The 22,859-nt window shown below is 44.9% G+C and carries 23 protein-coding genes; 17 read left to right on the top strand and 6 right to left on the bottom strand.

Annotation, left to right across the window (positions count from 1 at the left end; translation table 11 throughout):
* Window positions 1–34 precede the first annotated feature (34 nt).
* The 6 genes from truA to EXU30_RS02600 all read left to right on the top strand — a co-directional run bounded on the left by truA (window position 35) and on the right by EXU30_RS02600 (window position 5,980).
* Window positions 35–820, top strand: coding sequence for a tRNA pseudouridine(38-40) synthase TruA (gene truA, locus EXU30_RS02625; protein ID WP_130597682.1), 786 nt, complete (start codon window positions 35–37; stop codon window positions 818–820).
* An 84-nt stretch (window positions 821–904) separates the two neighbouring features.
* The gene (gene folC / locus EXU30_RS02620) at window positions 905–2,266 is read left to right on the top strand and encodes a bifunctional tetrahydrofolate synthase/dihydrofolate synthase (RefSeq protein ID WP_242620298.1); all 1,362 of its coding nucleotides are present in this window, start codon (window positions 905–907) and stop codon (window positions 2,264–2,266) included.
* A 34-nt stretch (window positions 2,267–2,300) separates the two neighbouring features.
* Complete coding sequence (gene dedD, locus EXU30_RS02615) at window positions 2,301–3,008, top strand: cell division protein DedD (protein ID WP_130597681.1); 708 nt, start codon at window positions 2,301–2,303, stop codon at window positions 3,006–3,008.
* A 195-nt stretch (window positions 3,009–3,203) separates the two neighbouring features.
* Window positions 3,204–3,692: a CvpA family protein gene (locus EXU30_RS02610; protein WP_130597680.1), complete on the top strand. Its 489-nt coding sequence runs from the start codon at window positions 3,204–3,206 to the stop codon at window positions 3,690–3,692.
* A 34-nt stretch (window positions 3,693–3,726) separates the two neighbouring features.
* Window positions 3,727–5,241 carry an amidophosphoribosyltransferase gene (gene purF, locus EXU30_RS02605; protein WP_130597679.1) on the top strand — a complete coding sequence of 505 codons (1,515 nt, stop codon included), beginning with the start codon at window positions 3,727–3,729 and terminating at the stop codon, window positions 5,239–5,241.
* A 355-nt stretch (window positions 5,242–5,596) separates the two neighbouring features.
* A complete protein-coding gene (locus EXU30_RS02600) occupies window positions 5,597–5,980 on the top strand; it encodes a VOC family protein (protein WP_130597678.1) in 384 nt (127 codons plus the stop codon).
* Window positions 5,981–6,242: 262 nt separating this feature from the next.
* On the opposite strand, the gene EXU30_RS02595 is transcribed toward EXU30_RS02600, so the two are convergent.
* Both EXU30_RS02595 and EXU30_RS02590 read right to left on the bottom strand, forming a co-directional pair.
* The gene (locus EXU30_RS02595; RefSeq protein WP_130597677.1) at window positions 6,243–7,478 is read right to left on the bottom strand and encodes an ABC transporter permease; all 1,236 of its coding nucleotides are present in this window, start codon (window positions 7,476–7,478) and stop codon (window positions 6,243–6,245) included.
* Window positions 7,478–8,158, bottom strand: a complete 681-nt coding sequence (locus tag EXU30_RS02590) for an ABC transporter ATP-binding protein (protein ID WP_130597676.1) — start codon at window positions 8,156–8,158, stop codon at window positions 7,478–7,480. Before EXU30_RS02590 ends, EXU30_RS02595 begins: the two co-directional genes overlap by 1 nt.
* Window positions 8,159–8,262: 104 nt before the next feature.
* Here EXU30_RS02590 and EXU30_RS02585 point away from each other — a divergent pair, with 104 nt between their 5' ends.
* Entirely contained in the window at window positions 8,263–8,871 is a 609-nt protein-coding gene (locus tag EXU30_RS02585; protein WP_130597675.1) for a DUF3299 domain-containing protein, read from the top strand.
* A complete protein-coding gene (locus EXU30_RS02580) occupies window positions 8,868–9,326 on the top strand; it encodes a hypothetical protein (protein ID WP_130597674.1) in 459 nt (152 codons plus the stop codon). Before EXU30_RS02585 ends, EXU30_RS02580 begins: the two co-directional genes overlap by 4 nt.
* Here EXU30_RS02580 and EXU30_RS02575 read toward each other — a convergent pair.
* Window positions 9,319–10,044, bottom strand: a complete 726-nt coding sequence (locus EXU30_RS02575; RefSeq protein WP_130597673.1) for a ZrgA family zinc uptake protein — start codon at window positions 10,042–10,044, stop codon at window positions 9,319–9,321. The genes EXU30_RS02580 and EXU30_RS02575 overlap by 8 nt on opposite strands.
* Window positions 10,045–10,422: 378 nt before the next feature.
* On the opposite strand from EXU30_RS02575, the gene EXU30_RS02570 reads away from it, so the two are divergent.
* The 6 genes from EXU30_RS02570 (at window position 10,423) to EXU30_RS02545 (ending at window position 17,500) form a co-directional block, all read left to right on the top strand.
* A complete protein-coding gene (locus tag EXU30_RS02570) occupies window positions 10,423–11,757 on the top strand; it encodes a dihydroorotase (RefSeq protein WP_130603193.1) in 1,335 nt (444 codons plus the stop codon).
* 71 nt (window positions 11,758–11,828) lie between these two features.
* Window positions 11,829–12,389, top strand: coding sequence for a DapH/DapD/GlmU-related protein (locus EXU30_RS02565; protein ID WP_130597672.1), 561 nt, complete (start codon window positions 11,829–11,831; stop codon window positions 12,387–12,389).
* Window positions 12,379–13,398, top strand: coding sequence for a CobW family GTP-binding protein (locus EXU30_RS02560; protein ID WP_130597671.1), 1,020 nt, complete (start codon window positions 12,379–12,381; stop codon window positions 13,396–13,398). The genes EXU30_RS02565 and EXU30_RS02560 overlap by 11 nt, the downstream gene beginning before the upstream one ends.
* Window positions 13,399–13,546: 148 nt before the next feature.
* The gene (locus EXU30_RS02555) at window positions 13,547–15,604 is read left to right on the top strand and encodes a DNA topoisomerase III (RefSeq protein WP_165398950.1); all 2,058 of its coding nucleotides are present in this window, start codon (window positions 13,547–13,549) and stop codon (window positions 15,602–15,604) included.
* A 407-nt stretch (window positions 15,605–16,011) separates the two neighbouring features.
* Complete coding sequence (locus EXU30_RS02550; protein WP_130597670.1) at window positions 16,012–16,656, top strand: MBL fold metallo-hydrolase; 645 nt, start codon at window positions 16,012–16,014, stop codon at window positions 16,654–16,656.
* 238 nt (window positions 16,657–16,894) lie between these two features.
* On the top strand, window positions 16,895–17,500 hold the full coding sequence (locus EXU30_RS02545; protein WP_130597669.1) for a hypothetical protein: 606 nt from the start codon (window positions 16,895–16,897) through the stop codon (window positions 17,498–17,500).
* A 387-nt stretch (window positions 17,501–17,887) separates the two neighbouring features.
* Here EXU30_RS02545 and EXU30_RS02540 read toward each other — a convergent pair whose 3' ends face one another.
* The 3 genes from EXU30_RS02540 to EXU30_RS02530 all read right to left on the bottom strand — a co-directional run bounded on the left by EXU30_RS02540 (window position 17,888) and on the right by EXU30_RS02530 (window position 20,029).
* A complete protein-coding gene (locus EXU30_RS02540; protein WP_130597668.1) occupies window positions 17,888–18,307 on the bottom strand; it encodes a hypothetical protein in 420 nt (139 codons plus the stop codon).
* Window positions 18,308–18,324: 17 nt separating this feature from the next.
* Window positions 18,325–19,077, bottom strand: a complete 753-nt coding sequence (locus EXU30_RS02535) for a DUF2711 family protein (RefSeq protein WP_130597667.1) — start codon at window positions 19,075–19,077, stop codon at window positions 18,325–18,327.
* 100 nt (window positions 19,078–19,177) lie between these two features.
* Window positions 19,178–20,029 carry a DUF3800 domain-containing protein gene (locus tag EXU30_RS02530; protein WP_207234094.1) on the bottom strand — a complete coding sequence of 284 codons (852 nt, stop codon included), beginning with the start codon at window positions 20,027–20,029 and terminating at the stop codon, window positions 19,178–19,180.
* A gap of 546 nt (window positions 20,030–20,575) precedes the next feature.
* Between EXU30_RS02530 and EXU30_RS02525 the strand changes: the two genes are divergently transcribed.
* The 3 genes from EXU30_RS02525 to EXU30_RS02515 are packed head-to-tail and all read left to right on the top strand — an operon-like array spanning window position 20,576 to window position 22,857.
* A complete protein-coding gene (locus EXU30_RS02525; protein WP_130597666.1) occupies window positions 20,576–21,607 on the top strand; it encodes an XdhC family protein in 1,032 nt (343 codons plus the stop codon).
* Window positions 21,607–22,404, top strand: a complete 798-nt coding sequence (locus tag EXU30_RS02520) for a nucleotidyltransferase family protein (protein WP_130597665.1) — start codon at window positions 21,607–21,609, stop codon at window positions 22,402–22,404. Before EXU30_RS02525 ends, EXU30_RS02520 begins: the two co-directional genes overlap by 1 nt.
* Complete coding sequence (locus EXU30_RS02515; protein WP_130597664.1) at window positions 22,405–22,857, top strand: (2Fe-2S)-binding protein; 453 nt, start codon at window positions 22,405–22,407, stop codon at window positions 22,855–22,857.
* The last annotated feature ends 2 nt before the right edge of the window (window positions 22,858–22,859 follow it).

Here is a 22,859-nt window from a genome sequence, read left to right as displayed (position 1 = left end):
TAGCGCCCATTCTCGGCTTTAAGGTAATTCATTAATGCGCATTGCATTAGGCGTCGAATATGACGGCAGTAAATATTTTGGCTGGCAACGCCAGGCAGACGTAGATTCAGTTCAAGCACAATTAGAAAAAGCACTCAGCTATGTAGCTAACGAGCCTATTGAGATATTTTGTGCGGGCCGCACCGATTCTGGCGTTCATGGTACTGGTCAGGTGGTACATTTCGACACCACAGCAGTGCGCCCGATAAAAGGTTGGACTCGCGGTATTAACACTCAGTTGCCCGATGATATTGCGGTGCGCTGGGCGAAAGAAGTACCAGATGATTTTCATGCTCGCTTTAGTGCAACGGCTAGACGCTATCGTTACATCATCTACAACCACAGCTTACGCCCTGGCATTATGCGCCAAGGGGTGAGTCATTATCATGGCGATATTGATGAGAGCTTAATGCACCAAGCTGCTCAATACTTACTAGGTGAGCAGGACTTTACGAGTTTCCGCGCGATTGGTTGTCAGTCAAACACGCCATTTCGTAATGTTCATCATGTCAAAGTCACCCGTCAGGGCATGTATATCATGGTCGATATTCAGGCGAATGCCTTTTTGCATCACATGGTGCGCAACATTGTTGGGTCATTGCTCGAGGTAGGTCTTAAAAACCAAAAGCCTGAGTGGATAGCACACTTGCTTGCGGTTAAAGATCGTAATCTTGCCGCCGCAACAGCCAAACCTAATGGTTTGTATTTGGTTGATGTGACTTATCCGCAAGAGTTTGACTTACCCAAGCTGGCATTAGGTCCGCTATTCATGCTCGACTAATATCCTGTCATGCTTGTGATCATTTATGAGCCAAAAAGCCTATAACCGCTAGTAACAATAACAACCATATTCGGGATCGCACACTTGAGTACATCAGCTAAGCAAACTATAGACTTAACAAGCGCTAGCTTAAACGATTGGCTTGAGCACTTGCTTGCCATACACCCAGCAGAAATTGATATGGGGTTAGGGCGCGTGTCGCAAGTCGCTAGCAAGCTTGGCATCGACAAACTGCCAAATTCACAAGTGATTACCGTGGCAGGCACTAATGGTAAGGGGACAACCTGCGCCATGCTTGAGTCGATTTTACGTCAAGCGGGTAAAAGTGTTGGCGTATATAGCTCGCCACATATTAACCACTTTAACGAGCGTATTCGCGTTAATCAGCAAGATGTGAGTGATGAACTTATCATTGAGGCGTTTCAAGCGATTGAGCAAGCACGCGGCGATATCACTATCACCTACTTTGAGTTTGCAACCTTGGCTGGACTTTATGTCTTTGGCAAAACTCAGCCAAATGTCGTGTTACTTGAAGTCGGCCTCGGCGGTCGCCTCGATGCCACTAACCTGATTGATTCTGATGCGACCATCATTACTGCGATTGACCTTGACCATCAAGAATACCTAGGTGACACCCGAGAAGATGTTGGCCGTGAAAAAGCCGGTGTAATGCGCGCTAATTGCTTGAGCATTATTGGTGAGCCAGATTTGCCAGAGTCAGTTATGGCTGTTGCTAAAGATATTGGCAGCCTTGTACGCCGAGTAGGGCATGATTTTAGCTACCAGTTAAATGAAGTTAACCCTGGTGAAACACTCCCTTATGATGAACGCCGGCTCAATGATGGACACAGCTGGCGTTTTAGCTCGGCAAGCGCCGAGTATCACCAGTTGCCTGTACCAAGTCTACCGCTGCCTAATGCTGCCAGTGCACTAGCGTTAATTAGTGAGTTTTGGCCTGAAATTACATTTGAACAAATCACCCAAGGTTTTGCGAAAGCAACGCTTTCAGGGCGAATAGAGCAGGTGAGTGAGCAGCCAGTTATTCTGTTAGATGTTGCTCACAATCCTCATGCGGCAAGGTATTTAGCTGCGCAATTACAAAGATATCAAGCGCAAGGCATGAATATTCGCGCTATTTGCGGCATGTTAAAAGACAAAGACATTGCCAGCGTTCTAGCTTGTTTTGATGGCGTGATATCTCACTGGGACATGGTGAGCCTAGACAACCCTCGCGGTGCAACGGCAAATGAACTCACAGCTGCACTGCAATCATGTGATTTGAAACAACAAGTTTCACTAAATCAATTTGATAGCATGGAACTTGCGTGGCAAAGTATGGTGACTTCGGTATCATCATCCGATAGCCAAGCAAATGAACTTATTATTGTATTTGGCTCATTTTTTACGGTTGCCGCGTTCCAAGCTTGTTTTCAATCAATGCCTTAAGCTGCCAACGACAACGAATTAATAGGATTTTATTGTGGATCGTCAATTTCAAAACCGCCTTGTCGGCACCATAGTATTGGTGGCGCTTGGGGTGATTTTCTTACCTGATTTATTAGATGGCAAAAAAGCCCAAGTTGTTGAAGAGTTTACTGAAATTCCGCTGCGCCCAATGAATCAAGGTAATGTTAACGAGCCGCATTATAGCGATGATGACTTTCAGGTTATCGACATTCCACAAGGGCAAGACTTAGGTGAGCTTGATGCGCAGTCAGCAGACCAAAGCGCTGACCAACCCATAGCGGCGACAACACCTGAAGCTAACACTTCAAAAGCTGCTGGCTCTAGCAATGAGTCAAAAAGTAAGCCGAGTACAGAGTCCAAACAACAATCAAGCTCTCAAGAAAAAGCCCAGCCAAAAGCTGAAAAACAAGTTGCTGCAAAACCTAAACCTGTCGCAGGGCAAATTAAGCCTGTTGCTGGTGAGATAAAACCTGTGAGTGCGGGTTACACCTTACAACTTGGCGGCTTTAATAATGCCAAGAATGTGTCAGCATTGATTGCGCAGCTTAGGCTGTCTGGCTACACCGCATATACGGTTCCTGCTAAACCAGTAGATGGCAAGTTAACCCGTGTATTTGTTGGGCCTGAAACCAATAAAGCCAAGCTTGAAAAGGCGCGCGATCCTATTCGCAAGCTCACGGGATTAGAAGGCAAAATTGTGCCGTTTAGCCCAACAAACTAAACAACCAAGTCGCCCAATATCAGTCGATATTGGGCGTAACTTTAACCGCGCGCTTGTACAGGTTTTTATTTGAGTTGAACTCAAAATCATTGTTCTCATTTTCGCATGAATAATTCGTACAACTAAAGGTGAGAAACTTGGTTTACTTTGCTAGAATCGCGCCCGTCTTAACCCTGATACCGGATCCTTATCTCCATGGTGTGGATTGATTACGCAATTCTAATTGTTATTGGCATGTCGACCTTGATCAGCTTGGTCCGTGGTTTTGCCAAAGAAGCGATGTCGCTTGTTGTCTGGTTTGCCGCCTTTTTTATCGCAAGCCAATTTTATCCCCAGCTAGCTGGCCACCTTACTCAAATTAGTGATGAATACATCAAAAACGGTGTGGCAATTGCCATTTTGTTTGTGGCGACCTTAATCCTAGGTGCACTCGTTAATTACTTATTAGGTCAGCTTGTTTCTAAAACCGGTTTATCAGGAACCGACCGCGTATTAGGCCTGTGTTTTGGTGCTATTCGCGGCGCGCTTATTGTCAGCGCAATCCTATTTTTCATGGACGCATTTACTCAGCTCAACCAACAAGATTGGTGGGCTGACTCAGTACTTGTGCCCGAATTTGGTGTGGTGATTCAGTGGTTCTTTGACTATATGGAAAACACATCAAGCTTTGTACCCAAGCAATAATTTTAAAAAACACTTCTAATGAGGAACCTTACCCATGTGTGGTATCGTCGGAATAGTAGGCAAATCGTCAGTTAATCAAACCATTTATGATGCGCTGACTGTGCTCCAACATCGCGGCCAAGACGCCGCGGGTATTGTCACCATTGATGGCAATGCATTTCGCCTACGTAAAGCTAATGGCTTAGTGAAAGATGTATTTGAAGCTAAGCACATGCAACGCTTACAAGGTCATTCAGGTATTGGCCATGTTCGCTACCCAACTGCGGGTAGTTCAAGTGCATCGGAAGCGCAGCCGTTTTACGTTAACTCACCGTTTGGTATCTCATTAGCTCACAACGGTAACCTAACTAACACAGTTGAGCTAACTCAAAGTCTGGTTGAAAAACGTCGTCACGTTAACACCACATCAGACTCTGAAATTCTGCTTAACCTACTAGCAGATGAGTTGCAGAAAACCACAAGCTTAACGCTTGAGGCAGACGAAGTATTTGATGCTGTTGCAGCTGTGCATAAGCAAACGAGTGGTGCATACGCCGTTGCGTCAATGATCATCGGTCAAGGTCTGGTTGCTTTCCGTGACCCTTACGGTATTCGTCCACTGGTTTTAGGTAAACATGAAACCGAAACTGGCACTGAGTACATGGTTGCATCAGAAAGTGTGGCACTTGATGCGGTTGGCTTTGAAGTAATGCGTGATGTTGCCCCTGGTGAAGCGGTTTACATTACTTTAGATGGTCAGCTATTCACGCGCCAATGTGCTGAGAATCCAAGCTACGCGCCATGTATCTTTGAATTCGTATACTTCGCGCGCCCTGACTCAACTATCGACAAAGCTTCTGTTTACGGCAGCCGCGTGAACATGGGTACTAAGCTTGGCGAGAAAATCAAAGCTGAGTGGGACGATTTAGATATCGACGTGGTTATCCCAATTCCAGAAACTTCATGTGATATCGCATTAGAAATTGCTCGTCACATGGACTTACCTTACCGCCAAGGTTTTGTGAAGAACCGTTACATCGGTCGTACCTTCATCATGCCTGGTCAGCAAGAGCGTAAGAAGTCAGTGCGCCGCAAGCTAAATGCGATTAACGCTGAATTTAAAGGCAAGAACGTACTGCTAGTAGATGACTCAATCGTACGTGGTACCACGTCAGAGCAGATCATTGAGATGGCTCGTGAAGCCGGAGCTAAGAAAGTGTACTTTGCCTCTGCTGCGCCAGAAATTCGCTTCCCGAACGTGTATGGTATCGATATGCCAACATCGAACGAGCTAATTGCTCACGGCCGCGATGCTGACGAAATTGCGAACATCATTGGTGCAGACGGTATCATCTTCCAAAACATCTCAGATTTAGTTGATGCAGTAGCGATGGAAAACCCTGAAATCAAGCGCTTTGAAACTTCAGTGTTTGACGGCAACTACATCACAGGTGACGTTGACCAAGCTTATCTTGATCACATCAACCAACTACGTAATGACGATGCTAAAGCAAACCGCATGAAAGACATAGGGACTAACCTAGAGCTGCATAACGTTTGCCATCCATAAGCATTGATGCTTGTTAATCGATAAAAAACCAGCGCACGCTGGTTTTTTTGTATCTGGCCTAAAGCATTTGCTTCAATGGATGGTTATCATTCAATCAGCTTACGTTGTGATGACATTTAAAGCACGCCGTGAACACATCCGTGTGGGCTCTGTGAAAACATCCATGTTTTCAAAGGCTTTAAATGCCATCGCAACTATATGCTTTAACTTTAGTTGGTTAAGCTATGCTGCCTTCTAGGCAGCTAACATATAGCCACCTTCTTCAGAAGGTGGATTCTTTACATCTGGCTATAGTGTCCGTTTTAATACAAAGTCAAAGTCCACTAATAAGCGGCTAATAAATAAGGATGTGTTTATGAATCTAAATCAGGTGACGATTCCAGTGACGGATATGGCGGCTGCTTGTGTGTTTTATCGCAAACTAGGTATGACGCAAATTGTTGATACCGCCCACTATGCTCGCTTTCGCTGCCCACAAGGTGAATCAACGTTTTCATTAGCACTCACCTCAGAGCGTATTGAAAACCCAAGTGTCATTTATTTTGAGCACGAGCAGCTGGATGATTGGGTAGCGAGCTTAATTTCCAAGGGAATTGAAATCGCGCAGATGCCAACCGAGCAAAGCTACTTGTGGAAAGAGGCGGTGGTTATCGACCCAAGCGGTAACAAGGTTAAGCTGTACTGGGCGGGAGATAATCGACTAAGCCCACCATGGCAAGTTGAACTTGGCCCGTTATAAAATGCCCGCTGATAAAGTGGTTTATAGAGCACTTGTTTCTAGCGCTCTTGTATACAGGGAACTAGTTTATAGCTCATTGATTGATGAATCGGTGTTTAGCGAAAATGACTGCCGCACGCTACTGACAAAAGCTACTTACAAAAAAGAGCCCGCTATTTTCATAAAAATAGCGGGCTCTGACGTTAATTCTAATTAGGCTCAAGTACTAACTAATCTATTTCTTACCTAATCTACTTCTTACCTAATCTACTTCTTACCTAATCTACTTCTTACCTAGTCGATTGTGCAATGCCGCTTTATAGGCCTCAATTGCTGGGAAAATTGCGGTAACACAGCTTGCTACTAATACCATGATCATTAAGCTAACAAGGCTTGGGCTGAGTAGGTTACTGGTAATAAACAGCCCATACTCGGTAGCAAAGAAGTCTTTCAGGGCAGTCAATGCAAAGGTCAATAAGGCGTAGCTAGTGGCAATCGCGCTTAAAGTGAGTAGCATTGCCTCTAAGAATATCAGTAGCATGATTTTCCATGGGCCTGCGCCTAATACCCTAAATACCGCAATTTCTGCCTGACGCTCATTCATTGATGCCAGCAGCATGCTAGATAAACCAAATAGGGTGGTTAACATCACCAAACCCGCGATTACTCGTAGTAGGTTTTCAACTGAGCCAACCAATTGCCAAAGCTCAGTCATTGCCACGCCCGGCAGAATTGCCATTAAGCGATCGCTTTTGTCATTGTTAAGCTCGCGCTGCATGGTAAAGGTGGCAAATTTGCTGTTTAACCCCACAAGCACCGCAGTAATACTCTCTGTAGGCAGTTTGGCATCCTGTGGGTTGGCAATCACTTGCGCGAGCCTTGATGGTGGCAAGTGAATCGCTTCAATTGCTGGCAGGCTAACATGCACGGTTTTATCCACTGGTGTGCCAGTTTTATCGAGCACGCCGCTAATTACAAATGGCGATTGGTCATGCTTGGTAAAGCTGGTGCTACCAATACCATGGGCGACTACAATTCTGTCACCCACCTTGTAGTTAAGCTTTTCTGCGACATCAGCGCCTACAACAGTTTCAAATAAACCATTAAAGCGCTCACCTTGAGAGAAAGTTAACTTACGTTTATCGCCATAGGCGAAGTGCTCAAAGTAGCTATCGTTGGTGCCAAGAACTCGAAAGCCCTTGTGCGAGTCGCCTAATGAGATAGGAATGGCCCATTTCACTTGCTCGTTATCAACGAGTTTTTGATAGCTGTCATATTTAATATTGTTGGTGGGACTGCCAAGCCTAAACACCGAATACAGCAACAGGTTTAACTGCCCACTTGGTGCGCCCACAATTAAGTCTGTGCCTGAAATGGTGCGGGTAAAGCTGGTTTTAGCCTGAGTACGCAAGTGTTCAACGCTGAGGAGTACCATTAAGCTGATGGTCAGAGACAGGAAGGTCAGCAATACGGTTTTCTTTCTGCTAAGCAGACTTTTTCTCGCTAAGGTAAGTAACATTAGGCATTTACCTCCTTGCTGATCAACGACTTAATATCCGTCTTTACATCAAAGTAGTCTTGCAGCGCACTGTCGTGGCTGACAAATATCAAGCAGGTATTGCTGCTTTTAGTCATCTCAACCAGCAAGGTTAAAAATGCATCTCTTGCAGAAGCATCAAGCGCTGACGTTGGCTCATCCACAAGCAGCACATCAGGTGAATTAATCAGAGCTCGCACAATGGCAACACGTTGCTGCTGACCAATACTTAACTGACTTACGGGCGTAGTTAATACGCCTGCAGGCAGTTTTAGCGCTTCGACCAGCTCGCTTGCTTTAGCGCTAATGTCGCCTTTGTTATCAGCAAAATAGTGGGCGAGTTTAATGTTTTCTAACACGGTAAGGTAAGGAATGAGGTTAAAGGTTTGGAATACCACACCAATATGGTTAGCTCTAAACTTATCGCGCTGGCTCGCTTTCATCGTGGTGAGCGCTTGGCCCATGATTTCAATACTGCCGCTCTGCGGGGTTAACACGCCTGAAAGTAAATTAAGCAGGGTTGATTTTCCTGTGCCAGAGTCACCATGTAAAAACACGCTTTGGCCCTGGGGAACTTGCCACTGAGGAATATGAAATTGGGGGCTGTTAGCTTGTTTGTAACGATAACTAAGGTCTTGAATATTAATGGCTAGGGAAGACAAAAAATCAGCCTCGTCAAATTGTAATGAGAGTTTGCAGCATCATACCATTTAATAGGAGTTATGTTATATTGTCCGCCCTAATTGGTTAAAGTTTGTGGCGAACAATGAAGAATATAATAATCGCTTTAGTCGTATTAGCGGCAGCTGCTGCAGGGGGCTATTTTTACTACGATAAGCCTGCTGAGAAGCCGGTCGTCGTTGACAAAAACTATCAAGAGTTGGTGTGGGATGCGTTAATGCCTGCAGATGAGCTAGAAATCATCTTAAACCCGCCCGAAGAAATCTATAACATTGAAGATGGCGCAAGCAATGATAATATTGATTCATTACAAGAGCTTGCTAAAAATGGTGGTGAGATAGGTCGCTATTACCAAGCCCTGACATCTGCCCGTGTAGTTGATTCTTTCAATAATGCAGATATCAAAATTCCCGGCTTTATTGTACCTTTAGTGTACAACGAGCAAGATAAGCTAACCGAGTTCTTTATCGTGCCATATTATGGCGCTTGTCTGCACATGCCGCCGCCACCGCCAAACCAAATGCTTTACTCGAAAGTAGAAGAGGGCATCGACATTATGGCGTCAACTTACTCGCCATATTGGTTTGAAGGCACAATGGCTATCGCCATGACGGAAAGAGACATAGGAAGTGCAGCATATCAACTTGATGTTGATACTATCGTTCCTTATGTGGAACCGGAGGTCCAACAATGAAAACTGTAAAATCACTGCTGGCTGTAGGCGTTGCCCTTGGGCTTTTTAGTGCGCAAGGAGTGCAGCAAGCTCAAGCTTGCCAGTATCATTCAGGCCCAATGTTTGGTGCAATTGGTGCGCAGCATGGTCCAGGCCCTGGCAACTTTAGACCTGTACCAAGGTTCAAGCTAAAGCACGAAGATGTTGTCACTGTGTCTGCCGGTGAGCATGGCGAAATCCCAATTCAATACCGTGTGCCGCGTTTTTATAAAGACATGGCGTTAGAGATTAAATCAGGTGCTCAATTGGTGATTGAGTCAGAGCCTACAGTGTCGCTTGAAGGCGCTGAGGGCGAATTGATTTTATCATTTCTCGCTGAGGCTAAAGGTGCGCACAATATTGAAATGCTGGCTACAGGGATGCGCGATGGTCGTCCCTATAGCCTGATCAAGGTTATCCGCGTTAACGCTATTTAAAGCTAATCGAACTTGCCTGAGGAGTTAATGGTTTCGCTCCTTGGGCACTTCCCACAATCCACTGCGCTTCTAGCAGAGTTAATGTTGGCAATGACTTAAACAAGTTAAATTCTGCTGACGTAACTGACTTATCACACTCAAATACATAGCTAAACTCTGCATCGGCATGATTATGTTCGTCATGCTTATCGTGGTCATGATGCTCGTGTTTGTCATGATCATGCTTATCGTGGTCATGATGCTCGTGCTTGTCATGATCATGCTTATCGTGGTCATGGTGCTCGTGTTTGTCATGGTCATGCTTATCGTGATCATGCTTATCGTGATCATGGTGCTCGTGTTTGTCATGGTCATGCTTATCGTGGTCATGATGCTCGTGCTTGTCATCATGTTTATCGTGAGCATGTGCAGCTAAAGCAAATTGTTTTTCCACATTATCTGTCGCTGACACGAGCTTGCAGCTAGCATTTAGGCTGACCACATCATTTGCGGTTTGAACCAGTTTGGCAAACTTAGTCACAGCTGCTTGTTGCTGTTTATCTTCAGCGCGGTGCTCGAAACCAAATGCGTTAATGGCAGGAATATTAAACTGCACATTCCACTGCTTGCCTTCATTGATGATAAAAACTTCACCTTGGTCGTGTACGTGCTTATCAGCAGCAAATGCAGTAGGTGCGCAAATCATTGCAGCAACAAGTGTAGGGACTTTAAAATTCATAAGCACTCTCTTTAAGGTCAATCTTTATTATTCGGCGATATCGTTGTTATTGCTAATACACGACAGTAATGTTTGTGCCCAAATGATGTCAATCGACACCGTGAGTCACGAACGATTAGTGTGAACTGTCAGTATTTATATACGCTTAATTTATCTCAATTATTTTCAGCTTAGCGGTTTATGCATCCTGATCCGCTTGAGGTTAAAATGATATGTTGTATCATATCTATATTAATCTGTAATAAACCGCTATTCACTAGTCGGTAATCGTTATTGTGAACCTAGTGCGGCAAATACTCAATAAGATCTACTCGAGTTTGCAATTAGGTTTACAACACACCTCATCAATAAAGAGTGCAAACCATGACAGCCACATTGATCACCTCCACACTGATTAAAAGTGCCAGTATCGTTAACGAAGGCAGCATTACTCAGCAAGATGTATATATAAAAGCAGGTAAAATCGCCGAAATTGCACCAAATATTGACGCAAAGCCTGGCGATACACTCATTGATGCGTCTGGCAAATATTTATTGCCGGGTATGATTGATGATCAAGTGCATTTTCGTGAGCCAGGCCTAACTCATAAAGGCAGTATTGCCACAGAGTCTCGTGCAGCGGTGGCTGGCGGAATTACTAGCTATATGGAAATGCCAAATGTTAGCCCATCAACCACCACCATCGATGCGCTTGAAAGCAAGTTTGACATCGCTGCTGCAAACTCTGCTGCCAACTACTCGTTTTATCTTGGTGCTACCGAAGACAACCTTGAGCAAATTAAACAACTTAACCCTAAGCGTCACTGCGGCGTAAAGGTATTTATGGGGGCATCAACTGGCGATTTACTGGTTGAGCATCCACAAGCGCTTGAGGCGATTTTTGAGCATTCACCTGTATTGATTGTGACCCACTGTGAAAATGGCGCTGTTATTGCCGAAAACCAGCAAAAGCTTAAGCAAGACCAGTCACCGCTGACGATAGAAGATCACCCAAAACTGCGTGACGATGAATCTTGTTATGCATCGTCTAGCTATGCGGTAAACCTAGCTAAAAAACACAACAGTCAATTGCATGTGCTGCACATCACCACAGCCAAAGAACTAGACCTATTTGAAGCAGGCCCTGTTTCGGGTAAGTCAATTACTGCCGAAGCTTGTGTGCACCATTTATGGTTTAGCGCTGACGATTACGCCCAGCTAGGAAACCGCATTAAATGTAACCCTGCAATTAAATACCAAAGCGACCGTGACGCGCTGCGTAAAGCATTGCACACAGGGCAAATTGATGTTGTCGCCACCGATCATGCGCCGCATACACTTGAAGAAAAGAACGTGCCTTATGAGCAAGCGCCAGCCGGATTACCCTTGGTTCAGCACGCACTGCTTACCATGCTTGATCATGTTCAGCATCAGCGTTTAACCCTAGAGCAAGTCGTTGAAAAAACGGCGCACAATGTCGCGATTCGTTATGCCATTGACGGTCGTGGCTATATCCGCGAAGGCTACTATGCCGACTTAGTGTTAGTTGATTTAGCGCAAACCACGCCAGTGACTGATGAAAACTGCTTATATCACTGCAACTGGACCCCATTTGCTGGCCATGAATTCACATCACGCATTGCAGGCACCTGGGTAAATGGTCAGCAGGTATTTGATGGCGACAAGCTTATTGAAGCGCCAAATGCTGCAATGGCATTAGCGTTTGAGCGGTGATTTGTCATACCAATTGGGGTTAGCGCTTCTGAATAAATAAAACGAATAAAACAACATTAACGAGAATTGTCATGCTAAGAAAAAATCCAACTGGGCACATGCCTGTAGTTGCAGAAACCGCGTTTATTGATCCTACCGCCATTATTTGCGGCAAAGTCATCATTGAAGAAAACGTATTTGTTGGCCCTTATGCGGTTATCCGCGCTGATGAAGTGAACGCACAAGGCGACATGGAGCCAATTATTATCAAGCGCGACACCAATATCCAAGACGGTGTGGTTATTCACTCAAAAGCCGGCGCGGCGGTAACCATTGGCGAGCGAAGCTCTATTGCCCATCGTTCAATTATCCATGGCCCATGTGAAGTGTGCGACGATGTATTCATTGGTTTTAACTCCGTAGTGTTCTCTACCAAAATTGGTAAAGGCTGCGTTATTCGCCATAACAGTGTGGTTGATGGCTTAGACTTACCAGAGCAGTTCCACGTGCCGCCAATGACTAACATCGGCCCAGATTTTGACTTAAACACCATCTCTAAAGTACCACCAGAGTATTCAGCATTTTCTGAGTCTGTCGTTTCTGCAAACCATACCCTGGTTGAAGGTTACCGGAGAATTGCTAATGAGCTCTAACCCTATCTCTCAGGTACCTACCAACATCATTACCGGCTCTCTTGGTGTGGGTAAAACCTCAACCATTATGAGCCTAATGAAGCACAAGCCAGAGCATGAACGCTGGGCAGTGTTGGTGAATGAGTTTGGCGAAATCGGTGTAGATGGCAGCTTGTTTCAAGGCCAGCATGCTGAGCAGCAAGTCTTTATCCGAGAAGTACCCGGCGGTTGTATGTGCTGCGCCGCAGGTTTGCCGATGGAGATCGCGTTAAATCAACTGCTCAGCACTGCTAAGCCAGACAGATTATTGATTGAGCCAACAGGCTTAGGTCACCCTAAAGAAGTGCTTGAGGTGTTGTCATCTGAGCATTACCGCCAGGTATTGTCGCTGCAACAAACCATCACTTTAGTTGATGCCCGTAAACTAGCTGAGCCTAAATACACTGAGCACGATACGTTTAATCAGCAAATCGCTATTGCTGATGTGATTGTTGGTAACAAGCAAGATCTGTATCGCGCTGATGAAGCCGAGCAACTCATTGCTTATGTCAATCAGGCTAACCCTGATACGAAAGTGATTTTTGCCGAGCATGGTAAATTGCCGCTAAGTGCGCTTGAGGGTAAAACTCAAGGCTTATCCAACAGTTCACATCATCATCATCACCATCATCACGGCAAACCTAAACCACTCGCGTGTGATCTGCCTATGCCAGAGAGCGGCGTGATTAAAGCAAGCAATCAAGGCGAAGGCTACAACAGTGTCGGCTGGCGTTTTGCGCCAGATAAAGTGTTCTCGCGTCAGTCATTGGTGCGCTTATTAGTTGATTTAGTGGTAGAGCGTATGAAGGCCGTATTTATCACCGACATGGGAGTATTTGGCTACAACTTAACGCCAGACGGTATTACCGAAATTGAGCTTGATGAATGCTTCGAGAGCCGTATTGAGTTGATTTCGCAAGCTAATGCAGCCGGCAAAAGTACCATTGACGATGGCATGGAATCTCAGTTGCTGGCATGTTTGGTTGATTAGCAAGCTAAAGCATTTGTAAGCCTTTTTCGGCGTGAGCGCAAAGCACCTAGATTTAATCAAATCAGCTGTTGTTGATTGTTGCTATTGCGCTTTACCGCTTCGCTGGGTAAAGTACTGTCAATTCATACAGTGCTTTGTCCAGTTTTCTATGCGTCTATATATTGCCGAAAAACCAAGTCTTGGTCGCGCTATTGCCGATGTGCTACCTAAGCCACTTAAAAAAGCTGAGGGGTTTATTACCGCGGCTAACGGCGATTGCGTGTCATGGTGTATCGGTCACTTGCTTGAGCAAGCCGAGCCAGATGCCTATGACGACAAATACAAATCCTGGCGTATTGAAGATCTCCCCATAGTGCCTGAAAAATGGCAGCTCAAACCTAAGCCGAAAACCCGTAGCCAATTAACCGTACTGCGTAAGTTAGTCAAACAAGCCAATGAGCTGGTTAACGCTGGCGACCCAGATAGAGAAGGGCAGTTGCTGGTCGATGAGGTCATCTCCCATTTAGGCGTTAAGGGCGACAAGCTTGCCAAGGTGCAGCGCCTATTGGTGAGTGACTTAAACCCAAGCGCGGTAAAAAGGGCACTTGGGCAACTGCGCAGTAACCGTGAGTTTGTTCCACTATCAACATCAGCATTGGCTCGTAGCCGTGCCGACTGGCTATATGGTATGAACATGACCCGCGCCTATACCATTCAAGGTAAAAAGGTTGGCTATCAAGGCGTGTTGTCAGTTGGGCGTGTACAAACGCCAGTACTTGGCTTAATTGTCCGCCGCGATGAAGAAATCACAAACTTTCAACCTAAGCCGTTCTATGAGGTGTTAGCGCATTTATCTGACGTAAATGAGTCAGAACCTAGCTTTAGCGCCAAGTGGCAACCTAGCAAAGCTTGTGAACCCTACATGGACGAAGATGGCCGTGTGCTTGCTAAAGGGTTAGCGCACAACGTGGCAGGCAGAATTACCGGTCAACAAGCCAAAATCACTAAGCTTGAATGCAAAACCAAAAAGCAAAATCCACCGCTGCTTTACAGTTTATCGTCACTGCAAATCGACGCCGCTAAACGCTTTGGTTTAAGCGCCAAAGCTGTGCTTGATACCTGCCAAAGCCTGTATGAAAAACATAAACTTATCACGTACCCGCGCTCAGATAGTCGTCACTTACCTAAAGAGCAGTTAGCACTTGCTCCTGCTGTTACCCAGGCTATATGCGCCAATGCGCCGCAACTCACTCAAGGAATCGACAGTCCAGATTTATCTTTAGTCTCTAAAGCCTGGAACGACTCAAAAGTCGATGCGCACCACGCCATCGTCCCAACCGAGAAAAAGGCAAATTTAGCCTCGCTTACTCGCGATGAAGCGAACCTTTACCAACATATCGCTCGCCAGTATTTGGCGCAGTTTTATCCGGCTTACGTATATGACGAAACTCAAGTCGAAATAGCGATTCAAGGCGGCAGATTCACCACCAAAGCTAAAGTCGACAAATCACTCGGTTGGAAACAGCTATTCCCCGCAAGCAGCAGTGCAGTGAAAAACGGCACTAAGGATGATGCTGCCAGTGGGGATGGTGAAGAACTGGCCAAGCTGCCTAAACTCACTCGAGGTCAGGTGCTGTTTTGTCATCAAGGTGAAGTGGTAGAAAAAGTGACTCAGCCACCTAAGCACTTTACTGATGCAACCTTGCTTAGCGCAATGACCGGCATTAGCCGTTATGTCAGCGACGCAGAGATTAAAAAGACTTTAAAAGAAACCGATGGTTTGGGCACTGAAGCAACTCGGGCAGGAATTATCGAGCTGCTGTTTAAACGTGGCTTTGTTGTGCGCTCAGGCAAAGCGATTATAGCGACCGAGGTAGGCAAAGGTTTAGTTCACAGCTTGCCTGAGTCGGCTACCTTGCCTGATATGACAGCGCTGTGGGAGCAAAGCCTAGATGCCATAAGCCAAAAACAGTTACGCTACGACAGCTTTATGCAGCCATTGGTTAATCAAGTATCTCATCTTGTCTCTCAAGCAGCAGCCCATATTCCTACGGCATTACAAGGCGTTAAAGCGCCAGCTAAAAAATCTTGGGCAAGGGCGCAAAAACAGCAAGAAAAGGTCGCAAAAGCTACAGTAAATCTAGTGCTTCAAATGCTAAAGCTGCATCAAAAACAACAACGACAAAAAAGCCTGCTTCAAAGCGAGCAACTGCGCGTCAATAGCTAGCCTAATGCAAGGAGCTTTAACGCGCTCTTTATTAATAAGAGATAGACAAAAATAGCCGTTAGAAACCGGTTTATTATCCCGAGTTGAGGTTATGTAACCTTAGCTCGGGATAAGGAAGTGCAAATAAACCTTTAGCAAAGTGCTTTACGATATTTCATGTTTCTAGCGAGATAGTTTTGTTTAGTTCAAGGCGAAGCTGCGCGTCAATAGCTAGCCTATTGCAAGTAGCTTTAACGAAGAAATAGACAAAAATAGCCGTTAGAAACCGATTTATTATCCCGAGTTGAGGTTATTTAGATAAAGATCAAATACCCCTAGGCTTTTTTCAGCAATAATTGCAAAATAGCGTTAGGTAAAACCTGACTCGTTTTCAGCGCATTAAAGCCGTTTATTTAGAGGGAAGTTTCATGAAGTATCAAATCATACCGGTAACACCGTTTCAGCAAAATTGCAGTGTGATTTGGTGTAAAGACACCCTACAAGCGGCAATCGTCGACCCTGGTGGCGATATCGATCGCATTACCACAGAGGTTGAAAAGTTAGGCCTAACGCTAGTCAAAATTTTGCTTACTCATGGTCATATTGACCATGTTGGTGGTGCGCAAGCGCTTGCCGAGCAGCAAAATATCCCTATTGTAGGGCCGCATATCGACGACAGCTTTTGGCTAGAGAATTTGCCAGGCCAAAGTAAAAATTTTGGCTTCCCAGAAGTTGGCGCTTTTACTCCAAACCAATACTTGAATGACGGCGACACTGTTGAGTTAGGCAATCAAAAGCTGCAAGTGGTGCATTGCCCTGGCCACACGCCAGGTCACGTAGTGTTTTACTCAGCATCATCAAAAACTGCCTGGGTAGGCGATGTACTGTTTAGAAGCTCTATTGGGCGCACCGACTTCCCACAGTCGAATCATCAAGATTTAATTAATTCAATCACTAAAAAACTATGGCCATTGGGCAATGAAACCCAATTTATTCCTGGCCACGGCCCAATGTCGACATTCTCGGAAGAACGTCAACACAACCCGTTTGTGGCAGATCAGTTACTGGGCTAACGGTCGAAGTCAGTATTAAGCGTGAGACAAGTAAGACATAGGCAACCAAGCGGTTGCCTATTTTTTTAGGTGTGTGGGATTGCAGGTGTTCAAGCAACCGGCTGATTTAGCTTGGCTAAAATTCGCGTACAAGGAGGCTGCAAGTGTCATTTTTTTCAAATGTGATGATTTTTTGATTGAGTAATTACTCATTTTTATTTAGCGTAGAAATGTAAAATTTTTGATCAAGGAGGGGATTGTGAGATTTTTAGTGCTTTTAGTATTGCTCTTACTGTCGTTCTCAGGCGTCTGTGCTGATGAACGTTACGTGAGTAATATCCAGCCACAGTATTTTGATGAAGATATCAATCGCCTAAAAGCGGCTGATGCCAGTATCGATTACAACGCCGAAAAAGATGAGTTTACTATCTATTTCTATGAGGGTATTTATGTCGTTGGTGTGAGGTTGTCTCGCGATGCGGCAGACTCGCTAATGTCAGCGATTTATAAGTATGAATCATGGAATAAGAAAGCCATTGCTAAAGCCGTCACCCTTGATAAAGAGATCACCAAAGTCAAAACTGGTTATACCTTTTGGCGTTTAGGTAATAGCCCATGGCGAGTAGGACGCTCAGTCGATCTTAGCCTGCACTTTTACTCACAATCACCAAAGCATCACCAACTGGTGTTTGTCATCCCTAAAATGCAAAGCATCAATAACCAATACATCTCCTACCATCCAAAAGAGCCACATTTTGACCTAGAGCAAGCAGTAAACCTGCGTCAGCACTTTGAGCGAGACAATGTGCTTGCCTTTGTACAGAAAGTCCAAGAGCAACAGAGCCTAGAGGCCGAGTTTAATTAGGTTAATTCGTGGCCTTAACCGAATTACAAAGATAAAAGCTCAAGCAACTGCTTGAGCTTTTTGGTGTTAGCAGGGCGTATCTTCTGATCTCATCAACGTACTTTTCGGCCTTGTGATTTTGACTCAATATTCACAAAAGAGTGAGCTCAATAATCGTGCTTTAGTATTTTGTGATGTTCAATAATTATGGGTGGCCATGTCAATATTCTCATTGAACCACGAACATAGACTGAAGACAGGTGTCACGACGCCCAATGTTTGTAAATTGGTAGTAAGGTAGGCGCTGCTTATCGAAAGATAAGTAATCCACGAATACCAGCATGTAAACCGACGAATATACTTGCTTCACTTATTGCATTAACTCAACTCTAAGTTGAAGAAAAAAGCTTAAAGTATTTTTAGGCTGAAACTGTTGCGCTTGTTAGCTGGATAATGCGCCTGACCAAACCCATTTTTTTCTTCGTTTTCCGCTGAGCTAAACTCTGGGTAGTAAAAGCCACCACCTTTTTCAGCAGAACCCCAAAATACAATTTTATCTGCGAAAAGATCCGTTAAAAAGTCGATGACTTCGGATGCTGCTGAGTCAGCTTGTTGTTGCTTACTCAATGAAGTGTCATTACAGCTAAAATGGACGTGAGTAAAGTTACCAATAAAAATAATGAATTCATCACAATCATCTTGAATTTCTATAGCACCAAAACCTTTAGCTTTTGGAGGGACTGAAATTGAAAAGTCATGAGGTTTAACTACGAATCTTTTATTGGGAAACTCACGCTCTATTTGTTTGACTAGTGCATCAAAGTACACGATATATCCTTATACAGCTAACGCTCGCATTTGCGGCTGGTTTGGAGCGAAGCGGAAAACCAGTCCGACAAGATGCGCTTGTTATATTTCATATGCCCCCAGTATACTTCCGTCTGCGGAGTACAATAAAACCCTTCAAATGGTTCTAGTGATAGTATTTTTTCAATATTCTCTTTTGAGGAACATAGAAACGAGCAATGACTATCCCAGTGTGTTGTTACGAGCAAACTATGATCGTGAGTAAAAACACAACCATGGGATGGGATCTCATCTTTTTCCACAAGGTCATCAATCCAGTGAAGCTTCCTTTCTATGCCGAATTCATCACCTACCCAAAGCCAATCATGACCAAGATTTTTGATTGTTTTTAAAAGACGGTTTTCAAGTAATGGAGCTATATCACCTTCCTGTGGATGAATAATATTTTGCTCTTCTAGTTCAGCTAGTTTTTCTGAAAACTGTTCGTTTGATAACTCTTCTTTTAACCCACCAATGCTAGTTCTCAAACCTATATCGATATCAGACAAGCTATCTAGCCCTGACATTTTCAGGATTTCTTGCCAGCTAATTGATTCACAGCCGTTAATGATTTCGTGCTTCTCTGGCCACTCCGCTGGACAGAACCGTTCAATACCAATAGCGGTAGGTTTAAAAAATGGATGTAATAGAACATAAACGCAATCAAACTGCCCCTCATAGAAAGGAAGAATCTTCTCATCGTATGGACAAGATGCGAACTTCTCTGGTGTTGGTAATACTCTATCTGCCATCGCGTGATGTATCTAAAAAATATAACGCCGCCAGCAGGGGCCGAAAAAACAGAGCGAAGCGGCGGTTTTTTGGTCCCTCTGGCTGGCCTTGTTAACTGCTTTACTGCACGCCATAGTGATTCTTCCATCGTGTGCGTGGCTTGCACTGAATTTCTGCCATAAAGTCATTTAAGTTCTTTGACTTCTTTCCGGTGCGCTCAACTATCTTTTTCCGCCTAACGCGAGAATCAATGGTTTTGTAGCATTCGGCGTAGAATTTTTTTACAACATCAGGCCACTCGTCTCTGTAGCCTTTATCTATTTCAAGAAACCTGCGTAAACATAGTGCAACTAAATCTGATATTTGAATCATCGGATTTTTTCTTGAGTCTACGGGGTAGCTGAACTCAACAATCCATTTGACCCTGTGGGCTGCAGCACCCTCAAACCTTCGGCTATGAACTATCCGCTCTATATCCGCATGAAGATTATCTTTTTCATCCAGAACAATTAGCCCCCTAGCGGTATGCCCTAAGTTTTTCTTCACATGCCAATTTATGTATGTGACAAGATAATCAAAGGAGCATAGATAAGGGGTTTTATAGTCAAACTGGAAATCGAAGTCACACTCTCGGCCATTCAAAACCTCTTTTTCAATTGCGCAAAAGAATGCATCATGACCAAGCTCATCTAGCAGCCCCAAGACATCCCTTACAAGTTGAAGTCGCTTTTCTATGTCGTGACCAGCAAATGGCCCCTCACCCTTGGGGCTAAGCAACTCAAGAGAATGAAGTTCGAAGTCTTCTGGAATGTTGCCATCGAAATAACTACTTATGATCTTTGAATAGGCTGTCTGGGTGTTATTCCACTTTTGATCAGCAACAGAAATACCCCCAAGAACAAAAATAGGTTGATTGGCATCTTCAAGATTGGCTCCAGTGCAGCCACTTTCATCCATGTAGAAAAAGTGCACAAATCTCTCCTATGCAGTTAACATTTATATAGTGCGCATGCGCACATATTGGGATTAACGCGCATGCTCGTTTTGCCAATTATATAAATCGTGAGAATGCAGCTAACCAACTGTATTGATTATAAATACCAGATTATCCATATTTACGCCATACCGTAAAAGCGCGCATGCGCACATAATGGGATTAATGCGCAAATTAACCTGCTCATGGTCACTCGTGTTAGGGATTCATCTGATCATTGCGATTGTTGAGAATTGACTTGATAACCTAGTAGTCAGGTGTTTTTGCTTGCACCCAAACCCGCCGATAAACCCTGAAACATTTTCCTACTTTCCATGTTTAATCTGCTCTGTTAGCTTAGGTTTTGTGTCTTTACAATGTAGAGTTAAGCCTTACAAACCTTATGGTTTTATTTGTCCGTAGGCTTACATAGGGGCTAATGATTAGCGCTTTACATTTGCTCAACTCTTTTGCTTTTTAAACCTGCTCACTTTTTTGATCTGCACATTGTGAGCATCTTCGACCGATTTATTCATGGACAGAATATGGCGCAGCAACTTAGCGAAATTCTAGAAGCCTGGTTACCTAGCTATCAGCAAGATTGGGTGGCAGCGGTTATCACGCATGTGTCTGGCTCATCCTATCGTAAGCCAGGTGCAATCATGTTGTTTGATGGCCTTGGCAAAAGCCTAGGTATGCTCAGTGGTGGCTGTTTAGAGGCTGATTTGCGCCGTCATGCCCAAAGGGTGATGCAAACGGGGCAAACCTTAACGCTAACCTATGATGCCAGCGATGAGTCTGATCAAAGTTATCAACTTGGCTGCGGCGGCATTGTCACTATTATGTTGGTGTCGCTGACCAAGGCGAACGACTACCTTGGGTTGCTAAAACTCTATGATGCGCTTAATCATGGCCAAAGTTGTCGCTATCAATTAAGTATTCCATCTCAGCCTATTGCGTGTGACGAACTCAGTGCGCAAGTTGAAGTGCTGCATAGTAACACTCAAGCTTTACCTTTTACTGAAAAAACCGAGCTGCTCAACCTTGAGACTGGTGAGAATACTCCTAAGCAAATTTTATCTGTGCCCGTACGCGCGCCAATTCATTTAGGTATTTTCGGCGGTGGTTTAGATGCCAAGCCAGTGTGTGAAATGGCGCAGTTACTGGGTTGGCGGGTGTCGGTATTTGATAGTCGCAGTGCCTATGCTCGCAATTATGATTTTGCTGGCGCGAAGATTTACAAACATAAAGCCAATGAGCTGCCAAGTGATGTGCTTAGCTCGCTCAACTGCGCGTTTGTGTTGCATCACAATCTTGAGTTAGATGCTGATGCACTGCGGGTTTTGGCACAGTACCCGCTGCAGTATGTGGCGCTGTTGGGTCCAGGGCATCGCCGCGATAAGGTGCTAACTAAAGCAGAGCTAACGGTGGATGACTTTTCCGGCGTGTTCTCGGCGCCTGCTGGGCTTGCCTTGGGCGGCGAGCTGCCAAGCTCTATTGCGTTAAGTATGTTGTCTCAATGCCATAGTGTGCTCTATCAAAGCAAGATGACCACCTTAGATAAGGTGATGAGCTAATGTCTGAGTTAGCCTCTGGTTTTGAATCAGGCACAGCGCCTGAACGAGCGAATGAGCTTGCATGCGTGATGTTAGCCGCCGGTGGTAGTCGCCGTTTTGGTGACTGTAAACTTGCGCAGCCCTTACAGCCCGGATGCAGCGTGCTACAAACTAGCTTGTTAGAGCTAGTTTGTTTTAGCTCTAACAACGGCTTAAACGCACCTAAAGTGGTGTTAGGTGCTTACCAAGCAAAGCTTGCTGATTTACTACTAAGTTTTGAACCAAAGGTAAAAATGGTATGTAACCCAGACTGGCAGCAGGGCATTTCAACGTCCATTATCGCGGGTCTACAAGCTGCTGTTTATCAAGGCAATAGCATTGATCACCAAGGTTACGACAGCGATGACAGTAAACCTTGCGAGCACAAGCAAGCTCAGCAACTCCCCAGTCAACAATCTAAGCAACAAGCCAAGCAACAAGCCAAGCAACTGAGCGCCAACCAGATAAAAGCCGTGTTGATAACACTTGGCGATCAGGTCGCCATTCGCTCAGATGATTATCAGCGCTTATTCGATGCTTATAAACAAAGCGGGCAGATTTGTGCCAGTCGTTATCGCGACCAACTTGGCGTGCCCGCAATATTCCCGTATTCAGCATTTTCAAAACTTATGCAGCTTGAGGGTGATAAAGGCGCGAAAGCCATCATTAAGCAAGCTCAGTTGCACGGCAAGGTAACTGAAGTACCTATTGCCAATGCCCAATTTGATATTGATACTCCAACCGATTTGCAGTTGTGGTTGGCCAGCAAGGAGAGATAAATGGAAAACCCAACCCAAAACTTAACCATTAACGGGCGCAACTTTACCGTTAATGCCGAACCCAACATGCCAGTGCTGTGGGTGCTAAGAGACATTCTTGGCCTTACCGGGACTAAATATGGTTGCGGCTCTGGCTTATGCGGTGCTTGTACTATTCATGTAGACGGCAAGCCAATGCGTGGCTGCTTAACCAGTGTTAAGCAGGTGAGCGGCAAAAACATTACCACCATTGAAGGGCTAGAGGCTGAAAAGCTCAAACAAGCGTGGGAGAAGCACAATGTGCCTCAGTGCGGTTATTGTCAGGCTGGGCAGCTAATGTCTGCGGCGGCGCTACTGAAAACTACCCCTAAGCCAACAGATGCACAAATTAACGATGCCATGTCGGGCAATATTTGTCGCTGTGGTACTTATCCGCGTATTAAAGCGGCGATTATTGATGCAGCGGAGGCCTAATT

The sequence above is a fragment of the Shewanella maritima genome (assembly GCF_004295345.1).
Classification (GTDB): domain Bacteria; phylum Pseudomonadota; class Gammaproteobacteria; order Enterobacterales; family Shewanellaceae; genus Shewanella; species Shewanella maritima.
This window is presented reverse-complemented; position numbering and strand designations above follow the sequence as displayed.

Bases quoted from the DNA above. Each gene is read 5' to 3' on its own strand.
- truA (WP_130597682.1), top strand. From the start codon at position 35: ATGCGCATTGCATTAGGCGTCGAATATGACGGCAGTAAATATTTTGGC.
- EXU30_RS02610 (WP_130597680.1), top strand. From the start codon at position 3,204: ATGGTGTGGATTGATTACGCAATTCTAATTGTTATTGGCATGTCGACC.
- purF (WP_130597679.1), top strand. From the start codon at position 3,727: ATGTGTGGTATCGTCGGAATAGTAGGCAAATCGTCAGTTAATCAAACC.
- EXU30_RS02600 (WP_130597678.1), top strand. From the start codon at position 5,597: ATGAATCTAAATCAGGTGACGATTCCAGTGACGGATATGGCGGCTGCT.
- EXU30_RS02595 (WP_130597677.1), bottom strand. From the start codon at position 7,478: ATGTTACTTACCTTAGCGAGAAAAAGTCTGCTTAGCAGAAAGAAAACC.
- EXU30_RS02585 (WP_130597675.1), top strand. From the start codon at position 8,263: ATGAAGAATATAATAATCGCTTTAGTCGTATTAGCGGCAGCTGCTGCA.
- EXU30_RS02580 (WP_130597674.1), top strand. From the start codon at position 8,868: ATGAAAACTGTAAAATCACTGCTGGCTGTAGGCGTTGCCCTTGGGCTT.
- EXU30_RS02575 (WP_130597673.1), bottom strand. From the start codon at position 10,044: ATGAATTTTAAAGTCCCTACACTTGTTGCTGCAATGATTTGCGCACCT.
- EXU30_RS02565 (WP_130597672.1), top strand. From the start codon at position 11,829: ATGCTAAGAAAAAATCCAACTGGGCACATGCCTGTAGTTGCAGAAACC.
- EXU30_RS02560 (WP_130597671.1), top strand. From the start codon at position 12,379: ATGAGCTCTAACCCTATCTCTCAGGTACCTACCAACATCATTACCGGC.
- EXU30_RS02555 (WP_165398950.1), top strand. From the start codon at position 13,547: ATGCGTCTATATATTGCCGAAAAACCAAGTCTTGGTCGCGCTATTGCC.
- EXU30_RS02550 (WP_130597670.1), top strand. From the start codon at position 16,012: ATGAAGTATCAAATCATACCGGTAACACCGTTTCAGCAAAATTGCAGT.
- EXU30_RS02535 (WP_130597667.1), bottom strand. From the start codon at position 19,077: ATGGCAGATAGAGTATTACCAACACCAGAGAAGTTCGCATCTTGTCCA.
- EXU30_RS02525 (WP_130597666.1), top strand. From the start codon at position 20,576: ATGGCGCAGCAACTTAGCGAAATTCTAGAAGCCTGGTTACCTAGCTAT.
- EXU30_RS02520 (WP_130597665.1), top strand. From the start codon at position 21,607: ATGTCTGAGTTAGCCTCTGGTTTTGAATCAGGCACAGCGCCTGAACGA.
- EXU30_RS02515 (WP_130597664.1), top strand. From the start codon at position 22,405: ATGGAAAACCCAACCCAAAACTTAACCATTAACGGGCGCAACTTTACC.